Origin of the sequence: Acidovorax sp. (assembly GCF_021287135.1) — a bacterium.
GTDB lineage: Bacteria > Pseudomonadota > Gammaproteobacteria > Burkholderiales > Burkholderiaceae_C > Acidovorax.
The window spans coordinates 1-17,088 of sequence record NZ_JAJTBB010000004.1; the positions used below are offsets into that span (position 1 = coordinate 1).

At 69.2% G+C, this 17,088-nt stretch carries 16 protein-coding genes; 6 read left to right on the forward strand and 10 right to left on the reverse strand.

From position 1 onward, the window contains the following. Nucleotides 1-375 precede the first annotated feature (375 nt). A complete protein-coding gene (gene urtE, locus LWW96_RS00835) occupies nt 376-1,080 on the forward strand; it encodes an urea ABC transporter ATP-binding subunit UrtE (RefSeq protein WP_291483760.1) in 705 nt (234 codons plus the stop codon). 142 nt (nt 1,081-1,222) lie between these two features. Here the strand turns inward: urtE and LWW96_RS00840 are convergent, their stop codons facing one another. Beyond that, on the reverse strand, nt 1,223-2,119 hold the full coding sequence (locus tag LWW96_RS00840; protein WP_291483762.1) for a phosphatase PAP2 family protein: 897 nt from the start codon (nt 2,117-2,119) through the stop codon (nt 1,223-1,225). A 324-nt stretch (nt 2,120-2,443) separates the two neighbouring features. On the opposite strand from LWW96_RS00840, the gene LWW96_RS00845 reads away from it, so the two are divergent. Continuing rightward, nucleotides 2,444-3,547 carry a diacylglycerol kinase family protein gene (locus LWW96_RS00845; protein WP_291483764.1) on the forward strand — a complete coding sequence of 368 codons (1,104 nt, stop codon included), beginning with the start codon at nt 2,444-2,446 and terminating at the stop codon, nt 3,545-3,547. 34 nt (nt 3,548-3,581) lie between these two features. Next, nucleotides 3,582-4,373: a metallophosphoesterase gene (locus LWW96_RS00850; protein ID WP_291483766.1), complete on the forward strand. Its 792-nt coding sequence runs from the start codon at nt 3,582-3,584 to the stop codon at nt 4,371-4,373. Between the two features lie 105 nt (nt 4,374-4,478). On the opposite strand, the gene LWW96_RS00855 is transcribed toward LWW96_RS00850, so the two are convergent. Next, entirely contained in the window at nt 4,479-5,201 is a 723-nt protein-coding gene (locus LWW96_RS00855; RefSeq protein WP_291483768.1) for a haloacid dehalogenase type II, read from the reverse strand. 239 nt (nt 5,202-5,440) lie between these two features. Here LWW96_RS00855 and LWW96_RS00860 point away from each other — a divergent pair, with 239 nt between their 5' ends. The 3 genes from LWW96_RS00860 to LWW96_RS00870 all read left to right on the forward strand — a co-directional run bounded on the left by LWW96_RS00860 (nt 5,441) and on the right by LWW96_RS00870 (nt 8,670). Beyond that, nucleotides 5,441-6,664 carry an MFS transporter gene (locus LWW96_RS00860; protein ID WP_291483770.1) on the forward strand — a complete coding sequence of 408 codons (1,224 nt, stop codon included), beginning with the start codon at nt 5,441-5,443 and terminating at the stop codon, nt 6,662-6,664. Nucleotides 6,665-6,823: 159 nt separating this feature from the next. Further along, nucleotides 6,824-8,053, forward strand: a complete 1,230-nt coding sequence (alaC, locus tag LWW96_RS00865) for an alanine transaminase (protein WP_291483772.1) — start codon at nt 6,824-6,826, stop codon at nt 8,051-8,053. Nucleotides 8,054-8,202: 149 nt separating this feature from the next. Continuing rightward, nucleotides 8,203-8,670 carry a GNAT family N-acetyltransferase gene (locus LWW96_RS00870; protein ID WP_291483774.1) on the forward strand — a complete coding sequence of 156 codons (468 nt, stop codon included), beginning with the start codon at nt 8,203-8,205 and terminating at the stop codon, nt 8,668-8,670. Between the two features lie 24 nt (nt 8,671-8,694). Here the strand turns inward: LWW96_RS00870 and LWW96_RS00875 are convergent, their stop codons facing one another. The 8 genes from LWW96_RS00875 to LWW96_RS00910 form a co-directional block, all read right to left on the reverse strand. Next, nucleotides 8,695-9,534 carry an urease accessory protein UreD gene (locus LWW96_RS00875; protein ID WP_291483776.1) on the reverse strand — a complete coding sequence of 280 codons (840 nt, stop codon included), beginning with the start codon at nt 9,532-9,534 and terminating at the stop codon, nt 8,695-8,697. Between the two features lie 238 nt (nt 9,535-9,772). Beyond that, nucleotides 9,773-11,164, reverse strand: a complete 1,392-nt coding sequence (locus tag LWW96_RS00880; RefSeq protein ID WP_291483777.1) for an FAD-binding oxidoreductase — start codon at nt 11,162-11,164, stop codon at nt 9,773-9,775. Nucleotides 11,165-11,265: 101 nt separating this feature from the next. After that, nucleotides 11,266-12,171, reverse strand: a complete 906-nt coding sequence (locus LWW96_RS00885) for an ABC transporter permease (RefSeq protein WP_291483778.1) — start codon at nt 12,169-12,171, stop codon at nt 11,266-11,268. After that, nucleotides 12,168-13,007 carry an ABC transporter ATP-binding protein gene (locus tag LWW96_RS00890; protein ID WP_291483779.1) on the reverse strand — a complete coding sequence of 280 codons (840 nt, stop codon included), beginning with the start codon at nt 13,005-13,007 and terminating at the stop codon, nt 12,168-12,170. Before LWW96_RS00890 ends, LWW96_RS00885 begins: the two co-directional genes overlap by 4 nt. 188 nt (nt 13,008-13,195) lie before the next feature. Continuing rightward, the gene (locus LWW96_RS00895) at nt 13,196-14,191 is read right to left on the reverse strand and encodes an ABC transporter substrate-binding protein (RefSeq protein ID WP_291483780.1); all 996 of its coding nucleotides are present in this window, start codon (nt 14,189-14,191) and stop codon (nt 13,196-13,198) included. Between the two features lie 73 nt (nt 14,192-14,264). Beyond that, the gene (locus tag LWW96_RS00900; protein ID WP_291483781.1) at nt 14,265-15,128 is read right to left on the reverse strand and encodes a creatininase family protein; all 864 of its coding nucleotides are present in this window, start codon (nt 15,126-15,128) and stop codon (nt 14,265-14,267) included. A gap of 163 nt (nt 15,129-15,291) precedes the next feature. Then, nucleotides 15,292-15,771 (reverse strand): RidA family protein, encoded by a 480-nt coding sequence (locus LWW96_RS00905; RefSeq protein ID WP_291483782.1) that lies wholly within the window; start codon nt 15,769-15,771, stop codon nt 15,292-15,294. Then, on the reverse strand, nt 15,768-17,084 hold the full coding sequence (locus LWW96_RS00910) for an amidohydrolase family protein (RefSeq protein ID WP_291483783.1): 1,317 nt from the start codon (nt 17,082-17,084) through the stop codon (nt 15,768-15,770). The genes LWW96_RS00905 and LWW96_RS00910 overlap by 4 nt, the downstream gene beginning before the upstream one ends. Between the last annotated feature and the right edge of the window lie 4 nt (nt 17,085-17,088).

Here is a 17,088-nt window from a genome sequence, read left to right on the forward strand (position 1 = left end):
TTGCCCGCAGCAGAGCGGAGGGACGCAGCCTGTAGGGTCGCCCTTTGGCCTCCACATAACTTCGCTGCGCGAAGTGAGTGGAGTCCCGCTTCGCGACCTTTGGTTCCTTTCTTTCGGCGACGCGAAAGAAAGGGACTCGCCCGCCGGGGCGACATCCCGGCTCCCGCCCTCGGCGAAAGCATGCTGCGCAGATGGGCGAGCGAGCGTTCATGCCCCGGCTTCGACAGGCTCAGCCCGAACGGGTGGGAGAAAGCACCGAGGCTTCGGCAACCTCAACCCGGCAGCGCGTCGCGTTGGGAGTCCTGAAAAAAACTATCAAATTCATAGCTTCCCGCGCTTGCTAGTCAAGCGCCAGAGGCCAAAAACGTTTAAAAAATGCTCACCGTCCAAAACATCAACCAGTACTACGGCGGCTCCCACATCCTGCGCGACGTGAGCCTCACCGCCGAACCCGGCAAGGTCACCGTGCTGCTGGGCCGCAACGGCGTGGGCAAGACCACGCTGCTCAAGAGCCTGATGGGCCTGGTGCCCATCAAGAGCGGCTCCATCACCTTCGACGGCCAGCCCATGGACAAGGCCGCGCCGTATGACCGCGCCCGCGCCGGCATGGGCTTTGTGCCCCAGGGCCGCGAGATCTTTGGCCGCCTTACGGTGGAAGAAAACCTGCGCATGGGCCTGGCCTACCGCAGTGCCTCCACCCCCGTGCCGCCGCACCTGTACGAGCTGTTCCCGGTGCTCAAGCAAATGCTCAGGCGCCGCGGCGGAGACCTGTCGGGCGGGCAGCAGCAGCAGCTGGCGATTGCGCGGGCCCTCGCGCCGGGGCCGCGCCTACTGATCCTGGACGAGCCCACCGAAGGCATCCAGCCCAGCATCATCAAGGACATCGGCCGCGTCATCCGCATGCTGGCCGACCAGGGCCTGAATGGTGAGAAGGTGGCCATCCTGCTGTGCGAGCAGTACTACGACTTTGCGCAGGAGCTGGCCGACGAATACCTCGTCATGGAGCGCGGCGAGGTCATCGCCCGCGGGCCGGGCAGCGAGATGGAGGCCAAGGGCATCCGCAATTTGGTAGCGATTTAAGAACCGTCCCAGTCTCGCCCTGGCCCTCAACGTCTTCACACCGGCTCGGTCGCCGCTAGGGATCTCTGCACGAATCATCGCGCCGTGTGCATCTGCGGCCTCGGGCAGTCTGCGGCGTTGCAAATCCTCGCAATAGCTGCGGCTATTGCTGCGTTTTGCGCCTTGCAGCCCCTCCCGATCCGCAGTGCCCACTTGCCGCTCGATTCGTGCAGAGCATCCCTAGGCGTTGGCGGTGCCAGCGCGACACGCTCTCCAGAATCAGCACCGTGCACACCATCCACGTACCGCCCAGCAGCCAGCCGGCCAGCACGTCGCTGGCGTAGTGCACGTGCAGCACCACGCGGCTCCAGCCGGTGGTGAAGACTAACGCGCCCGCGGCCAGGGCGGCCGGCAGGTGCCAGGCGCGCGGCAGCAGGCGCGTGGCCAGGTAGGCCAGCAGGGCATAGGCCACCAGCGAGGCACTGCTGTGGCCGCTGGGAAAGCTGTAGCCGCTGGCCTGGGCGATGCCGTGGTCGTGCTCGGGCCGCACGCGCTCGAACACGTTCTTGAGCACCTTGGTCAGCGCCCCGTTGCCGGCCATGGCGAAGAGCCAGGCGGTGGCCAGCAGCCGGTGGCGGGCGGACCACAGCGCCACCGCCACCACCCCGGTCAGCCCCGTCAGCGCCCAGGAATCCCCCAGGTGCGTGAGCGCGGCAAACCAGCGCAGCACGGCCGTGTCCGCCTGGCTGCGCAGGCCGCCGGCCAGGGCATCGTCCAGCACGCCCCAGGCGCCTCCGTCGCGCCCGCTTTCGGCCAGCTCGGCCATCGCAGCGCCGGCCAGCACCAGCACGAAGGCCGCGGTGCCCATGGCGGCCAGCAGGGTCCAGCGCGCCTGCACGGGCACGAAGCGGCGCAGGGGCGGGCTGGCGCGCCGCAGGGCGCGCAAGGCCGCCAGGCCGGCGCAGCCCACCAGCGCGCCGGCGGCCACGCCCGCCAGCCACCACCCCAGAGGGTGGCTTGCCAGCAGGGTGCCCAGGGTGTGTGCATCGATCTCGGTCATTCGCTTCAGTGTTTCCTTGCGCAGGGTTTCAGGGGCGGGCCGGTGAAGGCCCCGGCCGGTGAACCGGCGAGCCGGCATGCGTTTGTACCGGAGTTCCGCGCCGTTGCGCACCAAAGGCGCGGGCCGGCAGGGGCCAAAACCGCCCGCGGACGGCGTGGCCGTGCGCGCCGCTGTCGGCGCCCGCTGACAGGGCCAAGGCATGGGCACCGGCTGCGCCCGGCCGCCGGCGATTGCACCATGGGCGGGTGGCGCGGCTTCCCCGCTTCTCCTTGGCCTCTTTCCGTGCCCCCACTGCGCCCGCTGGCTTTCTCCCCCCTCCCTGCAATGATCGTTTCCGAGCCCGCCGCCCCCGCGTTTCCCCGCGGTCCTCTCCACTTGGTGATACCGCTGCGGCCCGGCGCGGACCTGGATCTGCTGCGCGCCAAGCTGGAGGGCGTGCTGGCGCTGCACCCGCGCGACGTGGTCTGGCATGTGCCGCGCGAGCGCTCCGGCATCGTGCAGCTGGCGCACGATGCCGCCGCCGCCGCCCGCCTGGACGGCGGGCTGGTGGTGGCCGCGGGCGGTGACGGCACCATCAACGCCGTGGCCGCGGCCGTGCTGGCCGCCGGGCTGCCCATGGGCGTGGTGCCCATGGGCACCTTCAACTACTTTGCCCGCGAGCAGGGCCTGGCGCTGGACGCCGAGGCTGCCGTGCACGACCTGATGCGTGCCCTGGAGGCGGGCGACATGCATCCTGTTCAGGTCGGGTACGTGAACCGGCGCCTGTTCATCGTCAACGCCAGCGTGGGCCTGTACCCCAAGCTGCTGGCCGAGCGCGAGCGGGCCTCCCGGCGCTTTGGCCGGTCGCGCCTGGTGGCCGTGGCGGCGGCCGTGTGGAGCATGTTCCGGCCGGCCTGGGGGCGCCGCTGGCGCGTGGTCATGAAAACCCACGAGGACGCCCAGGTGCGCCAGGAGGAGCACCGCGTCACCACCCTGTTCGTGGGCAACAACCCCTTGCAGCTGGACCGCATCGGCCTGCCGCAGGCGCACCAGGTGGCCCGCGGGAACCGGCTGGCGGTGGTCATGCTGCAGCCCCAGGGCCGCTGGGCCGTGGCGCGCACCGTGTGGAACGCTGCGACGGGCCAGCTGGACAAGGACAGCGCGGTGATCAGCATGGCGTGCTCGGAACTCACCGTGGAGCCCGCCAGCTGGCGCCCTCCGCGCGTGAAGGTGGCGTTCGACGGGGAGCGCGAATGGATGGCGCCGCCCCTGCATTTCCGCCTGGCCGAGCGGCCCCTGTGGCTGGTAGCGCCGGGCGCGCCGCTGCGCGACGCACCGCCCCGCACGGGGCCTGCTGCGGCTGAGGCGGCTGAGGCGCCGCCAGCGCCCCTGATACCGGCGCCGATCGCTCCCTCACCGGCAGGCGGCGGCGGGTTGCTGCCCGCGTGAGCGGCGGGTTCCTGGCACTACTATGACCGTTCTGATGCACTTGTCGGACCTGCACTTTGGTGCCCATGACCCCGCGGTTTGCGCCGCAGCGCAGCGCCTGGCCCAGCGCCTGGGGGTGGCCATGGCCGTGGTGTCCGGCGACCTCACGCAGCGCGCCACGGCCCCGCAGTTCGAGCAGGCCGCGCGCTTTGTGCAGGGGCTGCACGCGCGCTCCACGCTGGTGCTGGCGGGCAACCACGACCTGCCGCTGTTCGCCTGGTGGATGCGGTGGGGCCGCGCCTACGAGCGCTTCGCCGATCAGTTCGGCCTGGACCAGGAGCCCGTGCGGCACATGGGCGCGTTCTACGTGGTCGGCGTCAACACCACCCGCGCATGGCGGCACGAGCGGGGCAGCCTGTCGTCCGCCCAGATCGAGCATGTGGCCCGGCTGCTGGCGCGTGCGCCGCCGGACGCGTGGCGCATCGTTGCCAGCCACCACCCGCTGGTGGCCCGCGACGCGCTCGACCGCGCCCACCGCCCGCACCGCGCCGACGAGGCCGTGCAACGCTGGCGCACCGCCGGTGCGCAGATGCTGCTGTCGGGCCACGCCCACCACCCGGCGCTGCTGCCAGCGGGCGGCGGCCTGTGGGCCAGCAGCGCGGGCACGGCGGTCTCGCACCGGCTGCGGCACGGCGCGCCCAACAGCCTGGTGGTGCTGAGCGTGGAGGCCACGGGCGCCGCACCCGGCGGGCAGGCGCGCACCGCAGCGCGCTGGGACTACGACGCAGCCAGCGGCGAATTCACGTGCGTGCTGCGCCAGCCTGTGGGGATGGCGGACGGCGGGTGAAGTTTGCTATTGAATGAATAGCTGCTCGCGCTTTGTTCAAGCGCCCTGGAGGCCAAAAATACCAAAACCCCCAGCGCCCGCGCTGGAGCGCTGGCCCCACCGCCCTCAACAGCCCAGCAGGTCGGCCAGGTGGTTCAGGTCCCGCGCGTGCAGGTCGTTGCCGGGCTGGGGGGAAACGTCCTTGGGCCGCGCCGCGCCAAACTCGTGCGGCCGTTCCACATAGGCCGTGCGCAGGCCGCAGGCGCGGGCGCCAGCCAGGTCGTCGTGGTGGGCGGCCGCCAGCATCACCTGGGCCGGCGCCAGGTTGAAGATGCGCGCCGCGCCCAGGTACACCTCCGCGCTGGGCTTGTAGGCCTTGAACACCTCGGCGCTCAGCACGCAATCCCAGGGCAGGCCAGCGCGCTTGGCCATGTGGGTGAGCAGGCCGATGTTGCCGTTCGACAGGCTGGTGATGAGGTAGCGCTTTTTCAGCCGCGTCAGCCCCTGCACGCTGTCGGGCCAGGCGTCCAGGCGGTGCCACACGCGGTTGAGGTGCGCGCGCTCGGCTTCGCTAAGGTGCGCCAGCCCGAACTGCGGCAGGATCTCGTCCAGGATGGCGCGGTGCAGGTCGTCGATCAGCGTCCAGGGCTGGCCGCCCTGCATCACCCGGGCCATGGCGGGCTGGTAGCCCGCGCGCCAGGCCAGGGCGAACGCGTCGCCGTCCACCGCGGGGTACAGCGCCCGCATTTCGCGCACGATGCTGCCGTGCCAGTCCACCACGGTGCCGAAGATGTCGAAGGCCAGCACCTGCACGGTGGGGGCGTCGTCGGTGCCTGGTGTGGGATGCATGGGATCCTGCGGTGGGGTTGTCGGGAGACCGGGCAGCTTAGCAGCGCGGCCGGGCCGGCGATACCCCCGTGCCAGCAAGGCCGCAGGGTGCGTGGTATGGTTACCAAAACAGGGTTTACCCCTGTAACCGCGTTTCTTTTTGCTTCGACTCCCCCGTCCTTTCCTCCCCCGCCGCCCACGCTGCTGGCGGGCCGGAGGGCATGTGCCGGACGGTGGGGCGGCCCCACTTCGCTGATGCCATGACTGCGCCTGTCCCGTCCCTGCCCACCGCCCCCACACCCGCCGACGACCGCACCCTGGTGCGCGCGGTCCTGGCCCTGGGCGTGGGCGGGTTTTCCATCGGCACGGGCGAATTCGTCATCATGGGCCTGCTGCCCGAGGTGGCGCGCGACATCGGGGTGAGCATTCCGCAGGCCGGCCACGTCATCAGCGCCTATGCCCTGGGCGTGGTGGTGGGCGCGCCGGTGCTGGCCGTGCTCTGCGCGCACTGGGGGCGGCGCGCGCTGCTGATGGCCCTGATGGCGGTGTACGCGCTGGGCAACTTTGCGTCGGCGCTGGCGCCCGGGTACGCGTCGCTCAGCGCGCTGCGCTTGTTCACGGGCCTGCCGCACGGCACCTACTTTGGCGTGGCCGCGCTGGTGGCGGCGGCCCTGGCGCCGCCGGGGCGGCGTGCGCGGGCGGTGGGGTGGGTCATGCTGGGGCTGACCAGCGCCACGCTGGTGGGCGTGCCCATTGCCGCCGCGCTGGGCGAGGCTTTTGGCTGGCGTGCGGCCTTTGTGTTTGTGGGGCTGATCGCGGTGGCCGCGGTCGCCATGGTGCGGCTGTGGGTGCCCGACATGCCCGCGCCGCACGGTGCAAGCCCGCTGCGCGAGCTGGGCGCGCTGGCGCGCAAGCAGGTGTGGTTCACCCTGGGCATTGGCGCCATCGGCTTTGGCGGCATGTTTGCCGTGTTCAGCTACATCAAGCCGACGTTGCTGGAAGTGGCCGGCATGCCCCCCGCGCTCATGCCGTTCGTGCTGTCGCTGTTTGGCCTGGGCATGGTGGCGGGCAACCTGGTGGGCTCGCGCATGGCGGACAAGGCGCTCATGCCCGCGGTGGGCAAGGTGCTGGTGTGGTCCATTCTGGTGCTGGCGCTGTTTGTGCCCGCCGCGCACCACCCTGCCAGCGCGGCGTTGGCCACGTTCTTCCTGGGCACCTTGGTGGCCATCGGCCCCGCACTGCAGATCCGCCTGATGGACGTGGCGGGCGACGCGCAAACGCTGGCCGCCGCGCTCAACCACTCGGCCTTCAATGCCGCCAACGCGCTGGGCGCCTGGCTGGGCGGTGTGGGCATCGCGGCAGGATGGGGCTGGACCTCCACCGGCTGGGTGGGCGTGGTCCTGGGCCTGGGCGGCGTGGCGATCTTTGCGTGGTCGCTGGGCAGCGAAAGGGCGACGGCCGCCCGCACGGCGGCCACGGCGTAGCAGCCGCCCCGCGTAGCTGCAACGTCGCAGCTTCGCGACACCCGCACCCATCGCGGGTGGCATGCGCGCAGCGTTGTGCGTTACATTGCCTGCGGGCCGGCCTTTCTGCCGGCCACGTCGCTCGGACGGTTCCGGGCGCTTACGTGAAAGTCACACCGCATGTCTGCAGCATCGCAGGGCAAGCGCCGTTTTGCGCGCATTGACCGCCTCCCCCCCTACGTCTTCAACATCACGGCCGAGCTCAAGCTCGCCGCCCGCCGCCGCGGCGAAGACATCATCGACATGAGCATGGGCAACCCCGACGGGGCCACGCCGCCGCACATCGTCGCCAAGCTCACCGAAGTGGCCCAGCGGCCCGACACCCACGGCTACAGCGCCAGCAAAGGCATCCCGCGCCTGCGCCGCGCCATCAGCCATTGGTACAAAAACCGCTATGCGGTGGACATCAACCCCGACACCGAGGCCATCGTCACCATCGGCTCCAAGGAGGGCCTGGCCCACCTCATGCTGGCCACGCTGGACCGGGGCGACACCGTGCTGGTGCCCGACCCGAGCTACCCCATTCACATCTACGGCGCCGTGATCGCGGGCGCCGACATCCGCAGCGTGCCCGTGGCGCCCGACGTGGACTTCTTTGCCGAGCTGGAAAAAGCCATCCGCGGCAGCTACCCCAAGCCCAAGATGATGATCTTCGGCTTCCCCAGCAACCCCACGGCGCAGTGCGTGGACCTGGGCTTCTTCGAGCGCGTGATCGCCCTGGCCAAGAAGCACGACATTCTGGTGGTGCACGACCTGGCCTACGCCGACATCGTGTACGACGGCTACCGCGCCCCCAGCATCATGGAAGTGCCCGGCGCCAAGGACGTGGCGGTGGAGTTCTTCACCCTCAGCAAAAGCTACAACATGGCAGGCTGGCGCGTGGGCTTCATGGTGGGCAATGCCGACCTGGTGGCGGCGCTGGCGCGCATCAAGAGCTACCACGACTACGGCACCTTCACGCCCCTGCAGGTGGCCGCCATCGCCGCGCTGGAGGGCGACCAGCAGTGCGTGAAAGACATCGCCGCCCAGTACCAGCGCCGCCGCGACGTGCTCTACAAGGGCCTCACCGAAGCCGGCTGGGCCGTGGACTGCCCCAAGGCCAGCATGTACATCTGGGCGCGCATTCCTGAACCGTACCGCGCGCTGGGCTCGCTGGAGTTTGCGCGGCAGCTGCTGGACAAGGCCAAGGTGTGCGTGTCGCCGGGCATCGGCTTTGGCGACCAGGGGGACGAGTACGTGCGCTTTGCGCTGATCGAGAACGAGGCGCGGATTCGGCAGGCGGTAAGGGGGATTCGCGCCATGTTCAAGGCGGATGGACTGTTGAAGATACCGGCAACAGCAACGGCTTGACACTCGAACATCCTGCCGCTTGGGGTCTACACTCGACCAATTCTGAATGAGGGTTAGGGCTTGGCCGCCGCTCCTTGACGGCCCAGCGCGGTCCTTAAGTTCTCACGATTGTTGATTGGTTGTGCGGCGAACCCATGTGCCCTACCCCTGTGCTGCTCCGAGAATTCTTGCCAGGCGATCAGGAGGCGTTTTGTTCGTTGCAGCAAGATCAAGACGTAGGTCAGTTCATGGATTGGCTGCCACGAACGCGCGAGCAAGCGGAGGCTGCTTTCTTGGACGCGCTGGAGCAGCAACTTATGCCAATCAGACGCCGCTTCTTTTACGCTGTCGAAGTGGACTCCATCGTGGCCGGGAGCGTGGGGTTCACTTTGCTCAGCGGTGATAGCGCTGACTGTGGGTGGTTCTTTCGTAAAAATTTTTGGGGCAAGGGCATTGGCACGATGGCCGTTGCCTTATTGGTCGAAGATGCTTTCGCAAAAGGTATCTCTAAGCTGAAAGCATCTGCTAGAAGCCAAAACATCGGGTCTATAAGGGTTGCAGAGAAATGCGGCTTTCAGCGCCTCGGTGAGAAAAATGGTCGCGTATTTTTCGAGGCAATTAATAGCCCAAAAATGTGACCTGCCATCGCACAGTCCGCCACCTTACATCGCCCAAATCCTCGGCGCCTCCCCCTTCAACCCCCACAACACTTCCCGCCACGCCACCCGCACAGCCTTGAGCAGTTTCATCGCCGGCTCCACCTGGGGCGCCAGCACGCGCACCACCACCATGCGGTCGTTGGGGCTGGTAGCGCCTGCGGTGGCTTGGACCTGCGGGTGTTGGTCCATCACCGCACGCGCGGCGTCCAAGGCCGCGTCGCGGCGCGTGCGGTCCAGCGGGGTGCCTGCGGCAAAGAACATGCTGGCCATGCAGCGGTGGCCCGCCAAACCCAAGGGGCTGCTCATCAGCCGGTCATCGGCGGCGTCGATCACGCCGCGCTCCAGCCACAGGCCGGGCACTTCCAGGTGCTGGGTGAAGCGGCCTTGCTCAAACGGCTGGCCCGCGTGCGGCAGGCCCAGGGCGGTCACGTCCCAGGCCATGCATTCGGCGCCAGGGGCGAGGTTCAGCGTGAGGTGGTTTTCGGCGTGGCAGGCGCTGTAGCACAGGGCTTCCAGCGGCAGCCATTCCAGGCGTGCGCCTTCGGCCAGGGTGAGGTGGCTGCGCTGCAGTGCCAGCGGGCCGGTGGATCGGTAAAAGCGCGTGGCGCCGGGGGTGGTGACCAGGCCGTGGGCGCCAGGGCCGACGGTGGCGGTGATGTCCAGCGTGTCGCCGCCCACCAGGCCGCCGGGCGGGTGCACCAGCACGTTGTGGCAGATCGCGTCGCCCTCGGGGTACAGGCTTTGCAGGATGCGCAGCGGGCCGTTGTGCTCGTAGCGGGCCACCGTGCGGGCGTGGCGGGTGTCTGCCGTGTAGTCGAGCTGTAGGCGGGCGTGCCAAGGCATGGGCGGGCGTGGTGCTATTAAATGAGTAGCTGATTATGCCCTGTGGGTGGGCGCAAGGGGTGTTTTTGACCAGACGTTTGCGCTAGGCGGGATCGGTTTGCAGCTCCCTCTCCCCTTGTGGGAGAGGGCGGGGGGAGAGGGGGGCGCTGCGTGGGGCCGCTGCCCCCTCTCCCCGGCCCTCTCCCGCGAGGGGAGAGGGAGAGATACCGGGGGCGCGTGGAGATGTCGCTGTAATGCGTCAGGCGGTCTGGAGCGCAGGGGCAGGGGCTGCAGCCTGGGGCTCGGCCGCATACCAGCTGCGCAGCTTGCCGGGGTTGAGCAGGCCTTGCGGGTCGAAGCGGCGTTTCATGCCCACCACGGCCGGGTCCAGGTGGTTTTGCTTGCCGTCTTCCACGATGTAGACGTGCGGGTTGTTGATCTGCACGCCGTGGTCGCGGTAGATCTGCATGATCTGGTTCAGGCGCTCCTCGGTGGTGTAGCGGATGATCTGCAGCCCGCTGCAGTTGAAGGCGCCTTCCTTGGTGCGCAGGAACTCCAGGTGCATCATCACCTCGCCCTTGAGGGCCGCCTCCAGCGCGCGCACCTGCTTCAGGCGGTGCTGGGGGTTGAAGCCGCTCTGGATGTAGGTGAGGTTCTTGTCCACCTTCAGGGCGTGCAGGGTGGTGTGGTTCCAGGTGTACTCCAGCAGCGTCTTGTGGCTGCTGGCCACTTCCTCGGCGGTCTTGCGGTAGGTGACCTGGCCGCCATGCTGCGCCACCATGTCGCGCAGGCCGGCCTCGGAGTGCGGGGCCACCAGCATCAGCACCGCGTGCTGGTTGGCGGGCAGGTGCTCGGCCAGGCTGGTGAAGTACTGCGGGATGGGCGCTGCCAGAAAGCACACCTCTTTTTTCTCCAGCCCGGGCGCACTGCCGAAGCGGTCGGCAAATTCCAGCGCGGCGTCAAACTGCGCGAAGGTGGCGATGCACTCGGTCCAGGCCACCGCGGGCGTCAGCGCCACTTCCAGCTCCAGCACGATGCCGTTGGTGCCGTAGGTGTGGTGCAACTGCATGGCCTCGGGGCCGCGCAGTTCGATGACTTGCGGCTCGGGTTCCACGGTCATCGCGCGCACGGCCAGCACGTTGCCGGGCGCAGCCAGCGGGCCGTGGTTGATGGACCCTGCACCGCCAAAGCCGCCGCCAAACAGCCCCCCCAGCGTGGCGCTGCGGTAGGTGCTGGGCAGCCAGCGCAACTCCTGGCCGTGGAGGCGCGCCTGGGTGTCGAAGTCTGCGAGCCGGATGCCGGCCTGCGCGCGGCCCACGCCGCCCCGTACCCAGCCGAACGCGTTGTAGCCCGACAGGTCCAGGATCACGCCGCCCTGCAGCGGCGTGCTCTGGCCATAGTTGCCGGTGCCGCTGCCGCGCACGGTGAGCGGGATGCCCGCCGTGGCGCACGCGGCCACCACTTGGCGGATTTCGTCTTCCGTGCGCGGCCGCACGGCAAGGTCGCCGCGCTTGCCGGCCAGTTCGCGCTTGAGCACGGGGCTGAACCAGGCAAAGTCTTGCGAGAGGCGGCCCACGCGCAGCGGGTCGGCAATCCAGTCGAGGTCGGGCAGCAGGTCGGGCAGTTGCTGGGCGGTGGTCGCGGTGGTCATGTGGGTATCTCCTGGGGGCTGATGAAGGCCGTTGGGCAAAAAGGGGTCCTGCACCGCGCCAACCGAGGGCCGCGCGCGGTGGGGTGCGGGGCGTGGTGGGCTCAGTCCTGCGAGTTCTCGGAGGCGTGCCAGCCGCCCAGCGCCAGGCGTGTGAGCCACGCCATCAGCACGAAGAGCGCGACGCCCGTGAGCGAGATCAGCAGCAGCGCGGCGAACATGCGCGGGATGTTGAGCTGAAAGCCCGCCTGCAGGATCTGGTAGGCCAGCCCGGCCCCCTGGCCGCCCGTGCCCGCCACGAACTCCGCCACCACCGCGCCGATGAGCGCCAGGCCGCTGGAGATGCGCAGGCCGCCAAAGAAGTAGGGCAGCGCGCTGGGGATGCGCAGGCGCACCAGGGTCTGCAGCCGCGTGGCCCGGTTGAGCCGGAAGTAGCTTTGCAGATCAGGCTCCACGCTGCGCAGGCCCAGCGTGGTGTTGCTGATGATGGGGAACAGCGCCACCAGCGCGGCGCAGATCACCATGGAGGCCGTCGGGTCCTTCACCCAGATGATGATGAGCGGCGCCACGGCCACGATGGGGGTGACCTGCAGCAGCACCGCGTAGGGGAAGAGTGCGGTCTCGATGCGCTTGCTCTGCACGAATAGGAACGAGATCAGCACCCCCGCCACCGTGGCTGCCGCAAAGGCCAGTACCGTGATCTTGACGGTGACCCACAGCGATCCGCCCAGCGCGGCCCAGTCGGTGAACAGCGTCTTCACCATCAGCAGGGGCGAGGGCACCAGGTAGGGCGGCAGCTCCATCGCCGTGACCAGGCCTTGCCACAGGGCCAACAGCACCAGGCCCACGAGCACGGGGTACACCACCCGCTGCACGTGGGGCCGGGCCAGCAAGGGCGGGCGCTTCGGCGCGGCCTTGGCGGCGGGCCTGACGGTGGCCGACGGCACCGGCGCTGTGCGGGCCGGGGCTGCGGGGGGCGCCATGGGCGCGGAGGGAAACGGGGTGCTCATGCCACGGCCTCCTCGGTGTCCACGCTGGCGCGCAGCAGGCTGTCCTGCAGCAGCTTGGCGTAGCGGCTGAATTCGGACGACACCATGAAGTCGGCCGTGCGGGGGTAGGGGGCGTCGATGCGGAACTCCTCGACCACGCGGCCGGGGCGTGCCGCCATCATGACCACGCGGCTGGAGAGGAACACCGCCTCGTGGATCGAATGGGTCACAAAGATCACGGTGAGCTTTTTCTTGCGCCATAGATCGAGCAGGTCGGCGTCGAGCTTGTGGCGCGTGATTTCATCCAGCGCGCCAAACGGCTCGTCCATCAGCAGCAGGTCGGGCTGGGTGACCAGGCCGCGCGCAATCGACACGCGCATCTGCATGCCGCCCGACAGTGCGCGCGGCAGGGCGTTGGCGAATTTCGCCAAGCCCACCAGTGCCAATGCCTCGGTCACGCGGGCATCGGCCTCCTGGCGGGGCACACCCGCCAGATCCAGCGGCAGCCGCACATTGGTCTGCACGCTGGCCCAGGGCATGAGCGTGGGCGACTGGAAGACAAACGCCATCTTCTTGCCACTTTCGTCCAGCTGCGCCACGGGCTTGCGCCACAGGTGCAGGCGGCCATCCGTGGGTTCCAGCAGCCCCGCCACCATCTTCAGCAGCGTGCTCTTGCCGCAGCCCGACGGGCCCAGCAGCGTGACGAACTCGCCTTCCTCGATGGTCAGGTCCACCGGCAGCAGGGCCTGGGTGCCATTGGGGTAGGTCTTTTCCGCCGACAGCACCTCCACGGCGGGCGTGGTAAAGGCCTTTGCGCCGGCGTGCGCCAGTGGCGGGGAATCGGGAGAGGAGGTCATGGTCGCCTTTCGATGGATGCGGCCGCGGGGGCGGCGGCTGTGTCAGGGCTGGGGTGGCAGCGGGAGCGCGGGTGATCCACCGGGTTTCACCTCACCCACCGTTCGGGCCGGGCCTGCCTGCGCCTTGCGCGGCGCTTCGACAGGCTCAGCGTGAACGGTTGGAGGTGGAGGGAAGCCCGTGAATCGCATCAGGGAAGAACCTTGAGGTCCTTCACGAAAGCGGTGGTGTAGGTCTCTGCCAGCTTCACCTTGGCCGGATCGATCAGCTTGGCGCTGGCCAGGAAGTCGTAGCTGGCCTTGGCGCGGGCGTCGGTGATGATGCCGATGCCCAGGGTGGCTGCGTCACCGCCGGTGGCCATGCCCATCTCCTTGAGCTTGGCCACGCTGTAGGCGAGTTGCTCGTCGGTCATGTTGGGGTTGTCCTTCTTGATGAGGGCATTGGCGGGGGCGGGGTCGGCCAGATAGCTCTTCCAGCCTTCCATCGAGGCCTTCACGAACGCGGCCACGGCAGCGCTGCGCTCCTTCACCGTCTTGTCCATGCAGGAGATGGTGGTGGCGTAGGCGGGGTAGCCATGGTCGCTGAACATGAGGGTGTTGGCCTTCACCCCCGCCTTGGCAATGGCAAACGGCTCGGAGGTGAGGTAGCCCTGCTGGGCGGAATTCTTGTCCGCCACGAAAGGCTGGATGTTGAAGGTGTAGGGCCGCGTCTGCGCGTCGGTGAAGCCGTACTTGGCCTTCAGCCACGGCCAGTAGCCGCGCTGCGCGGACGAGGCGATCAGGATCGTCTTGCCCTTGAGCTCCTCGAAGCGCGTCACGTCCTCGTGGGCGATCAGCACCTGCGGGTCTTTCTGGAACACGGCGGCCACGTTGACCACGGGCACGCCGCCCTCGCGCATCTGGATCATCTGCAGGTCGCTGGAGCCCATCACGCATTCGGCCTGGCCGGCCGCCATCATCTGCACGATGTTGACCTGCGGGCCGCCCATCTTGATGGTCACGTCCAGCCCGTGCTTCTTGTACAAGCCTGTGGCCACCGCCTGGTAGAAGCCGCCGTGCTCGGCCTGGGCATACCAGTTGGTCATGTAGGTGAACTTTTCCTGCGCCTGCGTGGTGCCGACAGCACCAAGGGCGAGCAGTGCGGCGGCACCAGTTTTGACAAGACGGGAGGCGGTTTTCGGGGTCATGGCAGGCTCCGTGAGGTGGTAGAGGAAAACGACGGGACGGGACAAGGGGAATGCGGCTGCGCGTTCGCAGGTTTCAGGCCAGTGCGCTGGAGCGCTCCACATGGCCGGTGTGCTGGGCGCGGCCCCAGGTGGGCTCGGCGCGCGGGGCCCACTGCAGGCGGTGCAGCTCGGTGATGGCGGCGGCCCAGCTCACGGCCAGCGAATCCAGGATGGCGTAGCCCTGCTCGGCGGTGGCGGGCAAGGGGTCGCCGATGATTCCGCTGGGGCCGAAGTCCCGGGCACTCCAGGCGCAGGCGGGGCGGCCGTCGGGCGAGAGCAGGGGCGATTCAAAAACGGGCGGGTAGTTGACCACCGCACGCTCCATGTGCACGGTGTCGGGGGCCAGCGCCAGCATCAGCGCGGTCTCGGCATGGCCGGCATGCATGGCCAGCTTCTTTTCGGTGTCGGACAGGTATTTGCCCGCCACATGCGGCACGCGCCAGGTGAAGCTGGGCACCACGATGAAGTCGCCATGGCGCAGGCGCAGCTCGCGGGCGCACATCTCCATCACCTGCGGCTGGCCGCCGTGGCCGTTGACGAACAGCAGCTTGCGAAAGCCCGCGCGGTAGACCGACTCGCCCACCTCGTTCATGGTGGCCAGCAGGGTCTCGCCACTGAGCGTGACGGTGCCCGGAAAGTGCAGGTGCTCCTCGGACTTGCCGTAGGTGATGGGCGCCATGGCAAACGCGGGCACGTCGGCCGGCAGGCGGGCCAGCGCGTGGCCCACCACGCCGGCGCTGATCACGGTGTCCACCGCGCAGGGCAAGTGCGGGCCGTGCTGCTCGGTGGCGCCGGTGGGCAGCACGATGACGGTGTTGGCCTTGTCCGGCAGGTCGGCAATCTCTGTCCAGCTCAGGTAGGGCAGGTAGCGGTGGGGCGGGGTGTAGCCGTGCAGCATGGGTGGTTCTTTCTTGGTGGGCGCGGACGGAGCTTGCCGGTTGGAGGTATGGGCAGTCAGCAGGTCTTTGCTATGGGCGATGTCGTGGTGGTCAGGGCCGCCGTGCAAGGGCCGCCCCGCCGCACGGGCGGAGTCCCCCTTTGGGGGGAAGGCGCGAAGCGACTCAGGGGGGACTTCCTCTCACTGGCAGGTAGGCCGTGGCCTCCACCTCGATGAGGATGTCCGGGGTGGGCAGCATGCCGCTCACTTCCACCACGGTGGAGGCTGGCGGTTCGCCTGGAAAGAACAGCCGGCGCACGCGGCTGTACTGCGGAAAGTGGTCCAGGTGCTTGAAGTACTGCACCAGCTTGAACACGTCGGACATCTGGCCGCCCGCGGCCTCGACGGTCTGGCGGATGCGGTCGAGCACGTACCAGCTCTGCGCGAGGATCGGGCCTTCCTTGATGTCGCTGCTGAACTCGCCGGTGCGCCCGATCAGCGCGGCGGCCTCAGGGGGGATGTCGTCGTAGCCGCGCACGATGCGGCTGGCCGCAGGGTCCACGGCGATGATGCCGCTCAGGTAGATGAAGTCGCCAGCGCGGCGCCAGGCGGCGTAGCGGGCCAACGGTTGGGCGATGCCGGGGGCGGCAGCGGTGGGGTTCATGCCGGACTCCTTGCGGTGTGGGATGCGGTCGCAGGAACGTGCCACGCGGCCGGTGCATGGCCGCTGGCCACGCGGCCTTGGCGCAGCACCACGCGGCCTTGCGCGCGGGACGGAAAGCCCCAGTGGTCGGCCTGGGTGAAGACCAGCAGGTCGGCGGAACTGCCGGGCTGCAGGGGCAGGGCGGCGGGGCCGGTGCGCAGCCAGTCGGCGCGGCACAGCGAGTCGCTCCAGCGGTCGAAGGGGGCCTCCAGCTGCGCGGCCAGCACGCCGGTGGCCAGCGCTTCCAGCGGGTCGAAGCTGCCCACCGGGCAGAACGGATCTTGCACGTTGTCGCTGGCCACCAGCACCGGAATGGCGCGGGCGCGGGCTTCCTTCACCAGCGTGAGGCCCCGCTGGCGGGGTGTGCGGCCGGTGGTGGCGTCCTGCAGCAGCAGGTTGGTGATGGGCAGCGTCACCAGGGTGATGGGGCTCTGCGCCACCGCGTCCAGCGTGGCGAGGGCCGTGGCTTCGCCCTGCGCCGCCAGCGCGCAGGTGTGGCCGCAGACCACGTGGCCTTCAAAGCGCAATTCCTGGAGCAGCGCAGCCGTGGTCGCCAGGCCTTGCGCGCCGGGGTGCAGTTCTTCATCCACATGCAGGTCCACATTCAGCCCGTGGTGCTGCGCGGCTTCGAGCAGGTGGCGCAGGGCCTGGGGGTCCCAGTTGGTGGAATGCACAAAGCCACCCAGCAGGGCGCCGGGGCCGCTCGCAGCCACGGTGGCGGCCAGCCGCAGGGCCGTGCTGCGATCCGCATACAGATGCAAGGGGATCAGGCTCACGCGTTCCAGCGTGATGCGGTCGGCCCAGTCATGCGCCAGGTCGCGCAACACGTTCCAGGCCAGCGGCTGGGCGTCGGGCTCCCACCAGTCGCAGTGGGTGCGCAGGTGCACGGTGCCCGCGTCGCACGCCCATTGCAGGGCGCGGCTGGCGCGGGCGTGGATGTCGGCCTCGGTCCAGCCTTGGCGGTCCGCCATCATCGCGTCGATGGCGCCCAGCAGGCCGGGTTGCACCACGCCCATGCGCGGCAGGGTGAAGGCCTTGTCCAGGTGCGTGTGCGCATCCACCAGGCCGGGCAGCACCAGGGCGCCGGCCACGTCCCACACCGCGCCTGGCGGATGGGGCTGCGTGCCGTGGGGCCGCACCTGCACCACGCGGCCCTGGGCCAGGTGCAGGTCCGCCAGCGCCGGCTGGTGACCCTGCTGCGGCCACTGTGCGGGCAGCAGCCAGCGCGGCAGGCGGGCGCGCAGGAGGTGGTCGGGCGTGTTGGATGCGTGCATGCCG